The organism is Bacillus sp. Marseille-Q3570, assembly GCF_946151055.1.
GTDB lineage: Bacteria > Bacillota > Bacilli > Bacillales > Fictibacillaceae > Pseudalkalibacillus.
Window position 1 is genome coordinate 68046 of the sequence record NZ_CAMGYZ010000001.1, and the last position, 16566, is coordinate 84611.

The window sequence follows — 16566 nt, forward strand, 5'->3', positions numbered from 1 at the left end:
TGCCACTTTAGTGACAACTTCCCAGGTTTCCTATTACGTTTGAGGAGAGTCATAACGCCCGAACCAATCGTACCGATTTTTTGAAATCCATTTATAGAGAGGACTGAAGATTTTATCCATGAAAGGTAAGTATAGTAGTAGACTTATTGGAAATGAAATCGGCATAAGCGTCAATACTCGTCTGACCGTGTCAAAACCTTTTAGAACTTTTCCTTTTGATGTGATCATATGAATTTCATCATACACGTTGCGATTTTGATTGATGAACGATCTATATTCGGTTTTTTCAATCTCCTGGAGTGGAATCCAATAAATCCTTTTGAACCAATCCATCCTTTCAATTACCCGTCTAGCATTTGAACATAGAGGACACGCTGCATCATAAAACACCACATGTTTCATTATTAATCACCCTCGAATTCATATTATATTTCTTGTATTCCCGTTAGCTTTCAACCTGCAAACTGTTTTTTTTAATGTTGGCTGTTTTCGCAAACTTTATTGTGTCTTGCACTTAAAGAAAGTATAAGGGCAACTAAGGCTTGACCTACAAAAGGCTTGGTCTCGCCAAGTTTTCTTTAAAAGTCGTTGATCCGCTACAGGATGCTCGCTTTCCACCACGGGCGTGCGGTGAGCCCATTCGTCGCCTTGCGACCTCAGGAGTCTCCTTTTCAAGGAAGCATTAGTGCTCCTGCGTCTACAAGAAAGTCCTGTCGAAGCGAGCTTCCTCGTCGCATGCCTTGCGAGGAGATTATTCAGGTAGTAGGGCGCTCAATCCCGCAGGACAAGGAAAGCTTCAGCAGCGTTCCATCGCACGAAGAAAATACGATTTTCATTTTCGAGGAGTCTCGCACCTTACTCTCCAATCAACTTGCACAAGGTGAGTTTTTAAAAATCAAAAGCAATATTTTAGAAAAGAGCCTTAATGTTAGAGAAAATACGTACCGGGGTACACTAGTATAAGGATGCCTTATTAACCATGAAGTATGGGAAAACTATTGTTTGGAAGGAGGCGATAACATGGCATTACAGCCGTTGTCAGTAATAGAACTCGTAGCAAAAATATTGGATAAGGAAGAAGTCTTTCTCCTTGATATCCGTAAGGAAGAGGATTATGAAGATTGGTCGATCGAGGGTGAAACTGTACGAAGCATGAACATCCCTTATAATCAGTTGAAAAATGGTGTAGAGGATGTAAAAAATAAACTTCCCGAACACCAAAATATTTACGTTATTTGTGCAAAAGGAATTTCGTCACAGGATGCTGTTGAAAAACTGGAAGAATCCGGTGTTGATAAAATCACCTATGTAAAAGGCGGAATGACAGCATGGAGCGAGCATCTTGAACCGGTAGAAATTGGTAAGACGAAAAACAGAGGTACCATCTATCAATTTGTCAGAATCGGAAAAGGATGTTTATCCTACCTTATTGAATCGAATGAAGAAGTAGCGATTGTGGATTCCAATCGGATGAGTGATGTATATCAGAATTTTACAGATCATAAAGGGTGGAAGATCAAAGCTGTCATCGATACCCATCTTCATGCCGATCATATCTCCGGCGGTCCTAAGTTAGCTGAACAGAATGATGCAACTTATTGGTTCCCGCCTAAGGATGATGAGGGTGTCCTGTTTCAGTATGAACCGTTAGAAAATGATCACCCGATCAAAGTCGGTGACGTAACGATCGATCCCGTATATTCACCCGGACACACCATTGGCAGTACAAGCTTAATTGTTGATGAACAGTACCTTCTGACTGGGGATATCCTATTTGTCGAATCAATTGGACGACCGGATTTAGCAGGAAAAGCTGATGCATGGGTGGATGATCTAAGAAGTACGCTATACGAACGTTATCAGAAACTTTCAATGGATTTAACAGTATTGCCTGCACACTTCAGCCAAATGGATGAAATGAAGGAAGATGGAAGTGTCCAAGAAAATTTGGGCAGCCTTTATAAAAAGAATAATCGCTTGAATATAAAGGACGCTGAAAAATTCAATCATATGGTCACAGATAATCTCCCTCCTCAACCAAACAGTCACGAGGAAATACGGAAAACCAATATGGGGAAGAAACATCCAGATCAAAAAGAGGAACAGGAAATGGAAGTCGGACCAAACCGATGTGCGGTAAGCTAAGATTGTGTAACAATAGTGAGTGAACTGTATCCTCAAGTAGGGATACAGTTCATTTTTTAATCCAAACTAGAATCAAGAAAAGCATTGTGGCTGTTATCCTTATGATCTGAAAGAACAATGTGACAAAAAGGAGTGGAACAATGAATCATCTACAACATCATTCTGATCAGTCAAATACTAAAGAAGCAGATAACTCCGGGCATGCTCATCTTCATAATGACAACCATGATGGGCAGAGCAACGGTCATGATCACCAGGATCATCACGCCCAAATGGTTGATGATTTCAAAAAAAGGTTTTATATCTCATTAGGGGTAACAATTCCGATTTTGATCCTATCCCCGATGATCCAGGAGTTTTTGAATTTTCAAATCGATTTCAGTGGTGATATGATTTTGCTTTTCCTCCTTTCCACATTTGTATTCTTTTATGGAGGATGGCCATTTTTAACCGGAATGGTAGATGAATTTCAAGACAAGAATCCAGGAATGATGACTTTAATCGCCTTAGCAATTATAGTTGCATATGGATTCAGTTCCCTTGCTGTATTTGGACTAGCTCAAAAGAACTTCTTTTGGGAACTGGCCACGTTAATTGATATTATGCTTCTCGGACATTGGATAGAGATGAAGTCTGTCATGGGAGCATCCAGAGCTTTAGAAGAGTTAGTGAAAATGATGCCTTCAGAAGCTCACTTGGTTGAAGAGAATGGGGACACGAAAGATGTACCTGTATCTGAGCTTGAACAAGGAAATCATGTACTTATAAAACCAGGTGAAAAGGTGCCAGTCGATGGAGTCATCGTAAAAGGGCAATCCTCCATAGATGAATCCATGCTGACCGGTGAATCCGTTCCAGTTGAAAAGAACCAAGAAGAAAGTGTGATTGGAGGTTCAATCAATGGAGAAGGATCCATCACCGTTAAGGTTGAGAAAACTGGAGATGAAAGTTATCTGTCTCAGGTAGTAAATATGGTGAAAGAAGCTCAAGAATCGAAATCAAGGACACAAGATTTATCCAATAGGGCTGCCAAATGGTTGTTTTATGTTGCTCTGGCCGCAGGTTTTTCTACGATTACCATCTGGCTGTTGATCGGTTATGAATTTTCATACGCTCTAGAAAGAATGGTGACTGTCATGGTAATTGCATGTCCGCACGCTCTTGGACTTGCAGCTCCGCTCGTTGTCGCTAGATCAACAGCCCTTTCAGCTAAAAAAGGACTGCTTATAAGGAATAGAGCAAGCTTTGAAGGAGCAAGGAACTTAGAAGCGATCGTTTTTGACAAAACCGGGACATTGACTGAAGGGAAATTCGGTGTCACAGATATTATTATAGAAAATGATTATACCGAAAATGAGGTTCTTCAGTTGATTGCTTCCCTTGAAAATCAGTCAGAGCATCTAATTGCAAGAGGGATTGTGGAGGAAGCTAAAAAAAGAGAGATTTCGATAAAACCTCCAGAAGAATTCGAGTATTTGACTGGTAAAGGTCTAGTCGGAAAGGTAGAAGGTAAAGAAGTGAGCGGAGTAAGCCCAGGCTATATTAAAGAGCACAATATCACCTATAATAATTCAAAATTTGAAAAGATGTCTAGAGAAGGTAAAACAGTGATTTTTGTACTGATTGAAAATGAATTAGCCGCGATGATTGCTTTGGCAGATCAGATAAGAGACAGTGCCAAACTTGCAATTGAAAAATTGAAAGAAATGGACATCAAATCAATCATGTTGACAGGTGATAATCAAAAAGTTGCGCAATGGGTAGCAGAACAGATAAGTTTAGATGAAATATATGCGGAGGTACTGCCAGATCAAAAAGCTGACAAAATAAAAGAAATAAGAGGGAAGGATTTAAAAGTTGCAATGACAGGGGACGGTGTAAATGACGCTCCCGCTCTTGCTAATGCAGATCTCGGTATTGCTATAGGTGCGGGTACTGACGTTGCAATGGAAACGGCAGATGTCATCTTAGTGAAAAGTAACCCAGAAGATGTTGTTTCTATCATCGAACTATCAAAAGGGACATATCGTAAAATGATCCAAAACCTTTGGTGGGCAGCTGGATATAACATTATTGCCCTCCCACTTGCAGCAGGAATATTATATCCGATTGGAATTGTATTAAGCCCAGCAGTGGGAGCAGTATTGATGTCGCTTAGTACAGTTGTCGTTGCAATAAATGCTCAACTCTTTAAAGGATGATTAAATCATAAGATATTGTAAAAGAACTTCTATATTCAGTGGAAGTTTTTTTATATTCGAAGTCGTTAGAAATGAAGTTCAGAACGTTAATTGATAAACTTGTTTTATTCCCAATTGAAAAGGAGCGGTTCACCTTGCAATATGTGACACTGAATAATGGAGTAAAGATGCCACAGTTAGGCTTTGGGGTGTGGCAGGTTGAAGATGAAGCAGCAGTTCCAGCAGTGAAAAAAGCACTTGAGGTTGGCTATCGTTCTATTGACACAGCTGCCATCTATGGAAATGAACGAGGAGTAGGAGAGGCACTTAAACAAAGCGGCATCCCTCGGGAAGAGCTGTTCATCACAACAAAAGTGTGGAACTCGGACCAGGGGTATGAAAATACGCTGCGTGCATTTGATGACAGTCTTGATAAACTTGGACTTGATTACGTCGATTTATATTTGATTCACTGGCCGACTCCCGAATTTGATGAATATGTGGAAACCTATAAAGCACTGGAAAAGTTGTACCATGATGGCCGTGTAAAAGCGATTGGCGTCTGTAATTTCGATCAGGATCATTTACAACGTTTGCTAGATGAATGTGAAGTTACACCAGTCCTTAACCAGATAGAATGTCATCCGTTCTTAGCCCAATACGAACTAAAGGAATTTGGACGTGAAAATGGCATTTATGTAGAAGCTTGGAGCCCGCTCATGCAGGGTGGAGAAGTATTGAAAAACGAAATGATAGGGGAGTTAGCAAAGAAGTATGACAAGACTCCAGCCCAGGTGATCATTCGCTGGCATTTGCAAAACGATACGATCGTCATTCCAAAATCCGTGACACCATCCCGTATTGAAGAGAACTTCGATGTATTTGATTTTGAACTTAACCGGGAAGAAATAGATAATATCAATTCATTGGATCGCAACAAACGAAAAGGTCCAAAACCAAGTGAAATGAACATGAGGTAATACCCTAAGATGTGTTATACATTCAAAGAAAGAACTATCCAAGAGAAAAAATGGATAGTTCTTTTCAATTTTCAGCTGTTATTCCTGAATTCTGCTCATTTATGTTTTATTTCTAATCAAGTAGATAGGTTAAGCACTACTTATCTAGAAAGATGTGGCACCTTCCAATTTGGAAAGTGCCATGTTCAAAACTATCATTTTACTTCGACTGTCCATTCGTTGCGGTCTTCAAGCTTTCCAGTTTGGATACCTGTGATTGTATCATACAACTTCTGAGATAACTCACCTATTTCGTGATTGTTGATCACCATTTTCTTTCCAAGCCAGTTCAATTCTCCGACGGGTGAAATGACAGCAGCGGTTCCGGTCCCGAATGCTTCTTCTAGTTCACCATCTTCATGATGCTGGTATAATTCTTCAATGGATATCCTTCTTTCCGTAATCGGAACACCCCATTCTTTCAACAACTCAATGACGGACATCCTGGTGATTCCTTGCAGAATGCTACCGTTCAATGCTGGAGTGACAACTTCACCATTTATTTTAAAGAAGATATTCATGCTCCCGACTTCTTCAATGTACCGCTTTTCGATTCCATCGAGCCAGAGGACATCCGCATTGCCCTCAGTGTACGCTTTCGCTTGAGCCTGATAGGCAGAAGAATAATTTCCGGCAGTCTTTGCCATTCCGGTACCACCTTTTACAGCACGGGTGAACTTATCCTCGACAAGGATTTTTACCGGGGTTAATCCACCTGAAAAATAAGGTCCGACTGGAGAAAGGAGGATCATGAATTTATACGTTTTAGAAGGAGCGACAGAAAGATTAGGTTCCGTTGCAATGATGAACGGACGGACATATAGTGAGGTACCTGGCGTTGAGGGTACCCAGTCTTTTTCTAATCTGATCAATTCTTTCAAGTATTCCATTACTTGTTCTTCATCAATCGATGGAATGCTTAAACGATCACTGGAACGATTCAGCCGCTCGAAATTTTTCTCTGGACGGAAAAGTAATATACGATCGTCTGCCCGGTAAGCTTTCAACCCTTCAAATACGGTCTGCCCATAATGGAAAATCATTGCCGCAGGATCCAATGTTAAGGGCTCATAAGGAACGATGCGCGGCTCAAACCAGCCTTTTCCCACTTCATAATCCATGATGAAAAGGTGGTCAGTAAAGTTTCTGCCGAATCGTATTTCATCGGCTCTCGGCTTTTGCTGCTTATGTGTGCTTTTTACAATGGTTAGTTCTTGATTCATCATGAAAAACTCCTTTGTCTTTTTGTTGGGAAGTGGATAGATTATGTTACATTGTACGCAATAACTGTATTTATTTAAAGTGCTAAGTCACTAAAATGAGAGTAAATTTTGCAGAAACCCCATTTTAAACTCGACTTCATGTTAAAGAATGTTTGCAAATGATTTAGATACATCTTCGTTTTATGTACATTTCCCAGCATTCATTAAACACATATCCCATAATATATGTACATATTTTGCTTTTTATCAACATTTGAGTTTTTTCGACACAACTCTTTAGGTGTTGAAAATAGGAGTAAAGCCAGGGGTTACCTAGTTCGAATTAGCGAATTCCATCTATATTTGTTTAATGTATCAAAATACGTGGTACAAATTCTTGCAAAACCTCTAGTCAATAAGAAAGGTGGAGATCATGAAACGACTTCAATTATTCAGTTTCATTCTAGTCCTTGGCCTATTCCTTGGAGCTTGTGGATCAGAAGAGAACCCTGAAAACAACAATGACTCGGAGCAAAGCCAAAATGAAAGTGGCGAAAAAGAAGAGAAAAAAAGCGAAGACAGAGAACCTGATAAGAAGTTGAGCTCTGAGGTTGAAAACTTCATCGGTACTGTAGAATCCATGGAATCTACACTTGATCAATCCTCTGATGATATCAAAAAAATAAATGAAAACGGAAAGACAATTGAGGAAGAATGGGATCTGATCGAAAAGACAGTTGAAGAAAAGCATCCAGAACATTATGAAAAGGTCGAAGAAAGCTTGTATCCCCTTATTAATGAATCACAAAAGGATAAACCCGATGTTGAAAAAGTGAAAGAACTCACTCAATCATCCATAGACAGTTTAAAAGAATTACAACAAAGTGTTGATGAAGGATAAACTGACCAAAGGAGGCTGGGACAAAACTATAACTGCCAACAAAAAGACGAACAATAAAATAGATCGGAGAAAATGAAAGACGAAAAGCGTAGACAACATCCGTAGACTCCTGCGGGAACAGCACGAGTCGAAGACCCCGCAAGAAAGCAAAGGATGTTGACGAAGCGGAACCTTCATTTATTACCACTGAAGAAAACCCGGACAAATTGTTCGGGTTTTCTATTGAACAATGTTCATTTGTTCCAGCCTCTATTTTTTATAACATTAGATAAATATTAAATTTTGTAATTTTCAAAATTTATCTAGACAAGTTCATATGGGTAAAAGTTATAATAGTGAAAATAATTCCATTATCAAACAGGGTGAAAACTTATTGTGAAAAGGAGGATAAAGAATGAACCATTTAACGAATTCAAGAAAGGAAAAAGGCGAAGTAACCATCATTGATGTATGGGCCGCAAAGAAAAGAATTTCCTCTCTCATTCATAAGACACCGTTACTTGAATCACAAATACTGACAGAAAAGTCAGGATGCCCTGTTTATTTAAAACTTGAAAATGTACATAATACAGGATCTTTCAAAGTAAGAGGAGCAGCTAACAAGATATTAAGTTTAAATGAAAACGAGAGAAAAAGAGGAGTTGTCACGTTTTCAACAGGAAACCACGGAATGGCTGTAGCTTATGTCGCAAAAAAATTAGGTATTGAAGCTGTTATATGTATCTCTAAACGTGTACCCAAAGCAAAAGTAGATTCATTGAAAAGACTAGGGGCAAAAATTGAGATTCATGGGGATAGTCAAGATATGGCAGGAGAGCGTTGCTATGAATTAGAAAGAGAAAAAGGAATGACGGTGATCCCTCCATTTGACGATCCTTATGTCATTGCCGGACAAGGAACCATCGGTCTGGAACTATTAGAAGAAATCCCAGGGCTGTCAAATGTCATCATCCCACTATCAGGAGGTGGCTTGCTTTCTGGAATCAGCTTGACACTGAAATCAAACGACCCCGGTATCAAAATCACTGGCGTTTCGATGGAACATGCTGCGGTCATGTATGAAAGTTTGAAAGCACTGAAGCCTGTCCAGTTGGAAGAACAAAATACACTTGCCGATAGTCTGCTAGGCGGGATAGGCCTTGACAACCAATATACATTCCCAATGGTACAGCAATATTTGGATGACCTCATCCTAATACCTGAAGATGAGATCGCTTACAGCATGGCCTTCATGATGGATAAACACCGCTTGATCATGGAAGGAGCAGCGGCAACAGGTATAGCGGCCCTTGTAGGTGATCATGTTGTTCAGCAGAATGGTGCGATTGCTGTCATTATCAGTGGTAATAATGTGGATCTATCTGTGCTTCACAATATCATCCAAGATTATAGCAAGAAGGGCGATTCAAAACACCTCTGAAAAAAATAAACTGAGGAGGTAAAATGTGAGCTTGACAGTAAAGGACTTCATAGAACTGGATATCATGGAAAGTGCAAGGGTAAGATCAGGAAAAGGAATCCTTAGTGAACGCCATGTTCAATGGATTTCAGCTATTGAAATGCCTGTCGAGAATTTTGTCCGTAAAAATGAAGTTGTCCTGAGTACTGCCATTGGCTGCGGGCAGGATCTTGATTCCTTAAAACAATTTGTACAAGACATCATTGATTCGAAAGCATCTACTCTCGTCATAGCATTAGGACGACACATTTTCGATATTCCTCAAGAAGTGATCGAGTTAGCAGAAAAGAGGGATTTCGTCATAGTCGAAATCCCCTGGGAAGTGCGTTTTGCCAATATAGTTGAGGAAGTAATGGTGATACTGAATGGTATCAACCGCGAAGAACGTCAACAATCAGAGAAAGTCCAGCAAGAACTTTTGAATTTGATTTTACAAGAGAAAGAACTTCCATATATTTTGAGCTCAATTCAAAGACATATAGGATACCCCATCCTGTTGACGGATGAAGCAGGAGCCATACAGGGGAAAAGTGGCACTTTTGTTGGGTTGAGTGAAAGAAGAGGAAGAGGATATTTCTTACCTGATGGGATGTCAGCTAATCCAGAAGAACAATTAATCACACACGACCCGATGTTCCAAAAGTTCCAGGAGTTTGAAATCGATGGCCAATCGGTATTGAGATTACCGATTCTGAAAGTGTCAGGAAGCCCACAAGGATACTTATATGTTTCAATTCCTCCTGATGCCTCTATTGAATCTTCATTGACGGAATTCAGGGTTCATGTTTTGGATCATGCAGCAACAACGATTGCCCTTTGGCTTGCTCGTAAAAATGCTGTAGAAGATACTAAAATGCGTCTCCGGAGTGATTTTGTCCAAGAGCTGGCAAAAGGTGAGTTCCATTCATTAGACCAAGCGAATTCCAGGGCCCAATTACTAGGTTACAACCTCAAAGTTCCTTATATTTGTATCGTCGGACTCCCCGAAAATCTGAAAACCCTCTTTGAAAAATGGAAAAAAGAGTATCATTCCTATGAACATTGGTTCAAAAGCATGATACGTTATATAGAAGAGGAAATCGTCTATGCCGGACAGTCACTGGCTCGGGAAGTAATGATGACCTATCAAGGTGAACATTTGATCATTTATATTGAATCAACTGGAGAGGAGATAAGTGAGAACCCTGCGGATTTCTTGGATCTCGTTGATCGACGTTTGCGCAACCTGCTTCCAGGTGTAGTCATTTCATGGGGGAGCGGCGACTATCAACATGATTTGAATGGGTTCAAAGAAAGCTATCATCATGCACAAACTGCATTACAAATCGGCAGAAGCAAGAAGGGAATTGGTCAACGGATGATGTATGAGGATACACGAGTTGACCGTGTACTTCTAAGTATTGCCAAAAATAGTGAAATGAAGCAGATCATCATGTCAACGATCGACCCTTTAGTAAAGTATGACGAGAAAAGAAACATGGATTTGATAGGGACGTTCAGTACGTATAACCAGTATCAAGGAAATGTAAGTAAAACGTCAAGGGCATTGAATTTACACAGGCAATCGCTATTATATCGTCTCCGAAAAATTGAAACACTGACCGGGCTTTCTTTGATCGATCCGGATGATTTATTCTTACTGGATTTAAGTATCAAGACCTGGAAAATCGGCATATCGAAAGACTTTTAAATATGAATTAAAACCTGGATGGAGTTCTGACTCCATCCAGGTTTTTTCTATTTTGCTACAAAATTGACTAAGACAACTTCGAAAATTTCATACATTTTTACAGATGAAATTTTCACCTCTTATTCACTATAATGATACAAAATCATAATATTCCAAAAATTAAAACAACTAATTTGTAAAAGGGGGATGCCCTCATGTCATTCGGAACAGAAGAATATAAAGATAGGATCCGGAAAACCAAAGAAAAAATGGCTTCCAAAGGTATTGAAGTTTTGCTCATCACTGATCCTGCAAACATGTATTACTTATCTGGTTATAACGGATGGTCTTTCTACGTTCATCAAATGCTGGTGATCATCGATGATGAGGATCAACCGATTTGGATCGGTCGAGGACAGGATGCAAATGGCGCTAAGCTGACCACCTGGATTTACCATGAAAACATCATTCCGTATCCCGACGATCATGTCCAGTCAGATTCAAAACATCCCATGGATTTTGTAGCTGAAATTTTGAAACAGATTGGGCAGGAACGTCGCTCGATCGGAGTCGAGATGGAGAATTATTATTTTACTGCCAAATGTTACGAGCATCTGAAGAAAGGATTGCCTAATGCATCTTTTCAAGATGCTACGTTGCTTGTCAATTGGGTTCGAATCATAAAGTCCGATACTGAGATCGAGTATATGAAGCGAGCTGCAAAAATCGTGGAAAGTGCCATGATGGCTGGGATTGAGATGATTGATGAAGGTGTAAGGGAGTGTGACGTTGCAGCAAAGATCTTTCACTCTCAGATTTCCGGTACCTCTGAATTTGGTGGTGATTATCCGGCAATCGTCCCCTTGTTGCCTTCCGGAGAGAAAACATCGACTCCGCATATGACATGGACAGATGACCGTTACAAGAGAGGTGATGCTGTCATTTTAGAACTTGCAGGGTGTTATAAACGGTATCATTCTCCTCTTGCCAGAACATTGAATATCGGCCCGCCTACAGTAAAAGTCAGGGGACTTTCAGAAGTAGTGGTTGAAGGATTGAATGCCTGCCTGGACATGATCAAACCCGGCATTTACTGTGAGGAAATCGAAGAAACATGGAGAAGGACCATCGTGAAAAGTGGAATCATCAAAGAGTCTCGCCTCGGTTATTCTGTCGGACTCAACTATCCGCCAGATTGGGGTGAGCATACAGCGAGTATCCGTAAAGGGGATAGAACTGTGCTTCAGCCTAACATGACCTTCCATCTCATCCCAGGAATCTGGTTGGACCATTACGGGTTTGAAGCTAGTGAAGCCTTACGGGTGACGGAGGATGGATGTGAGACATTCGCCTCGCTTCCACGTCAACTGATCATCAAAGATGGATTGCTAACAAACTACTAATACATGTAAAGGAGTTAAGAGCTCATGCTTATCCTTACTGAACAGGAGCTTAGAAATCATGTCCAATTGAATCTTGAAGCGATCTCGATCGTTGAAGAAGGATTCGTAAAATTGGCTAATGGTGAAGTCAAGATGCCGCCGATCATGCGAATCGACCTTCATGACCAAAATGGTGAAGTGGATGTAAAATCAGCCTACGTTAAAGGAAAAGAAATGTTTGCAATCAAAGTTTCTTCAGGATTTTTCAATAACCACAAGCTAGGTCTTCCGAGTGGAAATGGACTGATGATGCTGATCAGTACTCAAACTGGAATTCCTCAAGCCCTTTTACTCGACAATGGTTATCTGACACACATCCGGACGGCAGCGGCCGGAGCGATCGCAGCTAAGTACCTTTCAAGAGAAAACATTGAGACGGTCGGTGTCATAGGTGCAGGAGATCAGGCAAGATATCAAGTCCATGCCTTGAAGCTTGTGCGTAATTTTAAGAAAGTGCTGGTATATTCCCGTTCACTTGATCGTGCTGCCGAATATGCAAAGGAAATGTCTGTTGAGCTTGGATTAGAAGTCCAGGCGGTTAATATCGCAGAAACCGTTGTCCGACAAAGTGATGTTGTCATCACGACAACACCTGCAAACGAGCCCGTTATCAAAGCGGCATGGCTTCACCCTGGGCTCCACATTACCGCAATGGGATCAGACGCTGAACATAAACAGGAAATAGAGGCAGAGGTATTAGCCCGAGCCGATCGTTTAGTATGTGATACGAAAGCACAATGTGCAAGGTTCGGTGAGTTGCATCATGCATTGGAGAGTGGTGCTGTGATAGACGATTCTGCCGTGATTGAAATCGGGCAACTGACAACACAGCAAATCATAGGCAGGGAAGATGATAATCAAATTACGGTGTGTGATCTGACAGGTACGGGAGTACAAGACACAGCGATTGCTCTGTTCGCATACAACGAATCTGTTAATCAAAACAAAGGCTTGAAGGTTGATAACAAGACATTCGCGTAAAGAAAAATCGATAGGAGTGTGATCTTATGGAAAATAAAAATATCAAAGCAGGAACAAAAGCAGTTTGGGCTGGAGAAAAAGACTATTTGGTACATGGGGCAACCCAGGTACCTGTCGTCCTAAGTGTCGCTTACGGATATGACGACATGGATGAATGGTACGATGTAGCGATTGGAAAAAAGAAAGGTCATATCTATGGACGCAACACAAATCCGACTGTCCAATCTTTTGAGGATAAGGTTAAAATTCTTGAGGGAGCAGAAGCTGCTACTAGTTTTTCAACAGGAATGGCGGCGATCAGCAATACCCTGTCGACCTTCCTGGTTCCAGGTGATCGCATTGTTTCGATAAAAGATACTTACGGAGGAACGAATAAAATCTTTACAGAATTCTTGCCAAGACAACAGATCGAAGTCGGTCTCTGTGAGACAGGGAACCATGAACAGATCGTGACGGAAGTCGCAAAAGGATGCAAGATATTATATTTGGAAACACCGACTAATCCTACGGTAAAAGTTTCAGACATCGAACGGTTAGCGAGAGCCGGTCGCGCTGCTGGAGCATTGGTCGTGGTTGATAACACTTTCGCGACACCGATCAACCAGAATCCTCTTTCTTTAGGAGCAGATCTCGTCATCCATAGTGCAACGAAATTCTTAGGGGGTCATGCTGATGCCCTGGGGGGAGTTGTTTGCGGCCGGGAAGAGCATATTGAACAAATCTATCATTACCGTGAAATCAATGGAGCTACAATGGATCCGATGGCTGCATACTTGATGTTACGCGGAATGAAAACGCTCCATCTCCGGGTACGCCAGCAATGTAAAAATGCGATGGAACTGGCAAACTATCTTCAGACAAAAGAATTAGTTGAGGGCGTTTATTATCCAGGGCTTAAAACACATCCGTTACATGATGTTGCAACAAAGCAAATGAAAGATTATGGAGGAATGCTCAGTTTTGCAGTAAAAGGTGGTGTGGATACAGTCCGTCATCTTCTCCCGAAATTACAGTTTGCCAATCGTGCTGCTAATCTAGGTGCAGTTGAAACGACTGTCGGTCCAGCCCGAACGACGAGCCACGTCGAATGTACCCCAGAAGAACGAGCAGCAATGGGCATCCCAGAAGGCCTTGTCCGGGTTTCATGCGGCATCGAGGAAATTGAAGATATCATCGCCGATTTTGAGCAAGCTTTCAATCATATTGGAAGTGCCCTCAAAGTTTGATCGATATAATGTCAAGGCAGGAGGTGAACATACACATGTCCAATAAACATCCGATCGTGCAGCAAGCTGACAGGATGTTAAGCCAGCTGATCGACTGGCGCCGCATGCTTCATCAACATCCAGAACTCAGTTTTCAAGAGTTTTGGACCTCTCGATTTGTTGCGGACACCCTTTCTCAACTCCCCGGAATCAGGGTCGAGAAAGGAATCGGAGTTGAAACGAGCGTTCTCGGAACTTTGACTTCAGGAGAAGGCCCGACCATCGCATTACGTGCGGATATCGACGCACTACCGATTAAGGAAAGGAACAATACGAGTTATATCTCTAGAAAGGAAGGCGTCATGCATGCGTGTGGCCATGATGCCCACACTGCCATGTTACTTGGAGCAGCCGCTGTCCTGTCGGAACTTTTCCAAAATGGAAGTCTGGCAGGCACAGTGAAGTTCATTTTTCAACCAGCTGAAGAAAGTACCGATGAAAAGGGGCTATCCGGCTCTCCCTATCTAGTGAATGCGGGAGTCTATGAAAAGGTTGATGCAGCAATCTCCCTTCATGTCTGCCCATGGCTCCCAGCTGGTAGTATCCAAATGAATGATGGCTATAGTATGGCGAACGTGGATGTGTTTGAAGCGAAGATTTCCGGTACAGGAGGTCATGGTGCTTATCCTGAACGTGGTACAGATCCGATATGGATGCTTGGACCTGTCCTGCAAGCAGTATACAGCATCCCCTCGCGAAAAATATCGACATTAGATGCTGCAGTCGTGAGCATCGGGCAAATACATGCTGGTACAGCAAATAATATCATTCCAACCGAGGTAACCATTACAGGTACATTGCGCAGTTATACTCCTGAGGTACGTGATCAACTAGGGATTGAACTTAAGAGGGCATTGTCGATAGTTGAGCCACTTGGTGGAGAGTTCTCCTTATCAATTGAAAAAGGGGAACCTGCCTTATACAATGATCCGCTCGTGAATCAAGGGATAAAGGAAGTCATTGATGAAATCTATCCACAAATCAGGATTGAGGAACGTCCATTCGGATTAGGTGGAGAAGACTTCGGTTACGTGACCCAAAAGATTCCAGGCGCAATGTTTTTTCTAGGTGCAGCTCCTTCAAATGGGATTCAAAGGGATCTTCACACTCCAATCTTTGATATTGATGAATCATGTTTACCGATAGGAACGGGTATTCTCGTACAAACAGCAGTAAAAGTTCTAAATCGTGAAACATTAATTAATCGAAACGTGGAGGTACGAACATATGAAGCATAAAATGGCATTTATCGGTTTTGGTGTAGTCGGCCAGGGACTCGCTGAAATATTACAGGATAAAAAAGAAACATTAATACAAGAAGAGGAAATGGAGCCTGTCATTGTCGGCATATCTGATTTGATGAAAGGTTCAATCTACCACCCAGAGGGTCTTGATATCGATTCGGTTCTGGAAGTCTTGAGCAACACAGGCAGCCTCGAAAATTATCCAGATACTCCAGGTCTTGTCACTGGCTGGAATAGTTTTAAAATGATCCAAGACTCGAATGCAGATACGATCATCGAAGTTTCATACACAGATGTCCAAACAGGTCAGCCAGCAATCGATCATTGCAAGGCAGCATTTATGAGTGGTAAAAATGTCGTCATGACGAACAAAGGACCTGTGGCGCTTGCTTACAATGAACTTTCACGAATAGCTGAAGATTGTACAGTCCATTGGGGATTTGAAGGAACGGTCATGAGCGGGACGCCAGCCTTAAGGATGCCCCTCGAAACATTAGCCGGAAATACAATAACGCAAATACGAGGGATTTTGAACGGAACCACCAATTACATCCTTACGAAAATGGAAAAAGAAGGCGTCTCCTATCAAGAGGCACTTAAAGAGGCGCAGGAACTTGGGTATGCAGAAGCTGATCCTACAAGTGATGTAGAAGGCTTTGATGCCAGATATAAAGTCGTCATTTTAGCAAATCATGTGATGAAAATCCCTTTGAAAGTTGAAGATGTATCATGCAGTGGGATAACCGGTATCACACAAGAGGATATTGAAAGTGCAAAAAGGGAAGGCAAACGCTGGAAACTGCTGGCGACACTTCGGAATGAAAAGGGCAGGACGGTTGCCTCTGTTTCACCGGAAAAGGTCGATCTCACAGATCCGCTTGCCTCAATTAATGGGGCTACCAACGCGTTGACGTATGAATGTGATCTTCTTGGCCCGGTAACATTGAGCGGTGCAGGTGCGGGCAAGGTCGAAACAGGCTTTTCACTGTTGATTGACTTGATTCATATCCATCGGGAAAAGAAATTTATCACGATCAAATAAAAGAGAGGCGGTCATTT

13 protein-coding genes are annotated in these 16566 nt (G+C 41.5%); 11 read left to right on the plus strand and 2 right to left on the minus strand.

Going from position 1 to position 16566, the window contains the following annotated elements:
* Positions 1-33: 33 nt before the first annotated feature.
* On the minus strand, positions 34-402 hold the full coding sequence (locus N8M93_RS00335) for a thiol-disulfide oxidoreductase DCC family protein (protein ID WP_261128947.1): 369 nt from the start codon (positions 400-402) through the stop codon (positions 34-36).
* A gap of 618 nt (positions 403-1020) precedes the next feature.
* Between N8M93_RS00335 and N8M93_RS00340 the strand changes: the two genes are divergently transcribed.
* From N8M93_RS00340 to N8M93_RS00350, 3 genes are all read left to right on the plus strand, one after another.
* Positions 1021-2145: an MBL fold metallo-hydrolase gene (locus N8M93_RS00340; RefSeq protein WP_261128949.1), complete on the plus strand. Its 1125-nt coding sequence runs from the start codon at positions 1021-1023 to the stop codon at positions 2143-2145.
* A gap of 140 nt (positions 2146-2285) precedes the next feature.
* Positions 2286-4346, plus strand: a complete 2061-nt coding sequence (locus N8M93_RS00345) for a heavy metal translocating P-type ATPase (RefSeq protein ID WP_396125337.1) — start codon at positions 2286-2288, stop codon at positions 4344-4346.
* 134 nt (positions 4347-4480) lie between these two features.
* Positions 4481-5305 carry an aldo/keto reductase gene (locus N8M93_RS00350; protein WP_314728249.1) on the plus strand — a complete coding sequence of 275 codons (825 nt, stop codon included), beginning with the start codon at positions 4481-4483 and terminating at the stop codon, positions 5303-5305.
* A gap of 194 nt (positions 5306-5499) precedes the next feature.
* Here the strand turns inward: N8M93_RS00350 and N8M93_RS00355 are convergent, their stop codons facing one another.
* Entirely contained in the window at positions 5500-6570 is a 1071-nt protein-coding gene (locus N8M93_RS00355) for a branched-chain amino acid aminotransferase (RefSeq protein ID WP_261128950.1), read from the minus strand.
* Positions 6571-6979: 409 nt separating this feature from the next.
* Between N8M93_RS00355 and N8M93_RS00360 the strand changes: the two genes are divergently transcribed.
* From N8M93_RS00360 to N8M93_RS00395, 8 genes are all read left to right on the plus strand, one after another.
* Positions 6980-7447, plus strand: coding sequence for a hypothetical protein (locus N8M93_RS00360; RefSeq protein ID WP_261128952.1), 468 nt, complete (start codon positions 6980-6982; stop codon positions 7445-7447).
* A gap of 394 nt (positions 7448-7841) precedes the next feature.
* A complete protein-coding gene (eutB, locus tag N8M93_RS00365) occupies positions 7842-8867 on the plus strand; it encodes a hydroxyectoine utilization dehydratase EutB (RefSeq protein ID WP_261128953.1) in 1026 nt (341 codons plus the stop codon).
* Between the two features lie 25 nt (positions 8868-8892).
* Positions 8893-10596 carry a PucR family transcriptional regulator gene (locus N8M93_RS00370; protein WP_261128954.1) on the plus strand — a complete coding sequence of 568 codons (1704 nt, stop codon included), beginning with the start codon at positions 8893-8895 and terminating at the stop codon, positions 10594-10596.
* 194 nt (positions 10597-10790) lie between these two features.
* Positions 10791-11978, plus strand: a complete 1188-nt coding sequence (locus tag N8M93_RS00375; protein ID WP_261128960.1) for a M24 family metallopeptidase — start codon at positions 10791-10793, stop codon at positions 11976-11978.
* Positions 11979-12002: 24 nt separating this feature from the next.
* Entirely contained in the window at positions 12003-12998 is a 996-nt protein-coding gene (locus N8M93_RS00380; RefSeq protein WP_261128961.1) for a cyclodeaminase, read from the plus strand.
* A 26-nt stretch (positions 12999-13024) separates the two neighbouring features.
* Positions 13025-14224 carry a cystathionine gamma-synthase family protein gene (locus tag N8M93_RS00385; protein WP_261128962.1) on the plus strand — a complete coding sequence of 400 codons (1200 nt, stop codon included), beginning with the start codon at positions 13025-13027 and terminating at the stop codon, positions 14222-14224.
* Positions 14225-14259: 35 nt separating this feature from the next.
* Positions 14260-15501 carry a M20 family metallopeptidase gene (locus N8M93_RS00390; RefSeq protein WP_261128963.1) on the plus strand — a complete coding sequence of 414 codons (1242 nt, stop codon included), beginning with the start codon at positions 14260-14262 and terminating at the stop codon, positions 15499-15501.
* The gene (locus N8M93_RS00395; protein WP_261128968.1) at positions 15491-16549 is read left to right on the plus strand and encodes a homoserine dehydrogenase; all 1059 of its coding nucleotides are present in this window, start codon (positions 15491-15493) and stop codon (positions 16547-16549) included. The genes N8M93_RS00390 and N8M93_RS00395 overlap by 11 nt, the downstream gene beginning before the upstream one ends.
* Positions 16550-16566: the final 17 nt, after the last annotated feature.

Bases quoted from the DNA above. Each gene is read 5' to 3' on its own strand.
- N8M93_RS00335 (WP_261128947.1), bottom strand. From the start codon at position 402: ATGAAACATGTGGTGTTTTATGATGCAGCGTGTCCTCTATGTTCAAAT.
- N8M93_RS00340 (WP_261128949.1), top strand. From the start codon at position 1,021: ATGGCATTACAGCCGTTGTCAGTAATAGAACTCGTAGCAAAAATATTG.
- N8M93_RS00345 (WP_396125337.1), top strand. From the start codon at position 2,286: ATGAATCATCTACAACATCATTCTGATCAGTCAAATACTAAAGAAGCA.
- N8M93_RS00355 (WP_261128950.1), bottom strand. From the start codon at position 6,570: ATGATGAATCAAGAACTAACCATTGTAAAAAGCACACATAAGCAGCAA.
- N8M93_RS00360 (WP_261128952.1), top strand. From the start codon at position 6,980: ATGAAACGACTTCAATTATTCAGTTTCATTCTAGTCCTTGGCCTATTC.
- eutB (WP_261128953.1), top strand. From the start codon at position 7,842: ATGAACCATTTAACGAATTCAAGAAAGGAAAAAGGCGAAGTAACCATC.
- N8M93_RS00375 (WP_261128960.1), top strand. From the start codon at position 10,791: ATGTCATTCGGAACAGAAGAATATAAAGATAGGATCCGGAAAACCAAA.
- N8M93_RS00380 (WP_261128961.1), top strand. From the start codon at position 12,003: ATGCTTATCCTTACTGAACAGGAGCTTAGAAATCATGTCCAATTGAAT.
- N8M93_RS00385 (WP_261128962.1), top strand. From the start codon at position 13,025: ATGGAAAATAAAAATATCAAAGCAGGAACAAAAGCAGTTTGGGCTGGA.
- N8M93_RS00390 (WP_261128963.1), top strand. From the start codon at position 14,260: ATGTCCAATAAACATCCGATCGTGCAGCAAGCTGACAGGATGTTAAGC.
- N8M93_RS00395 (WP_261128968.1), top strand. From the start codon at position 15,491: ATGAAGCATAAAATGGCATTTATCGGTTTTGGTGTAGTCGGCCAGGGA.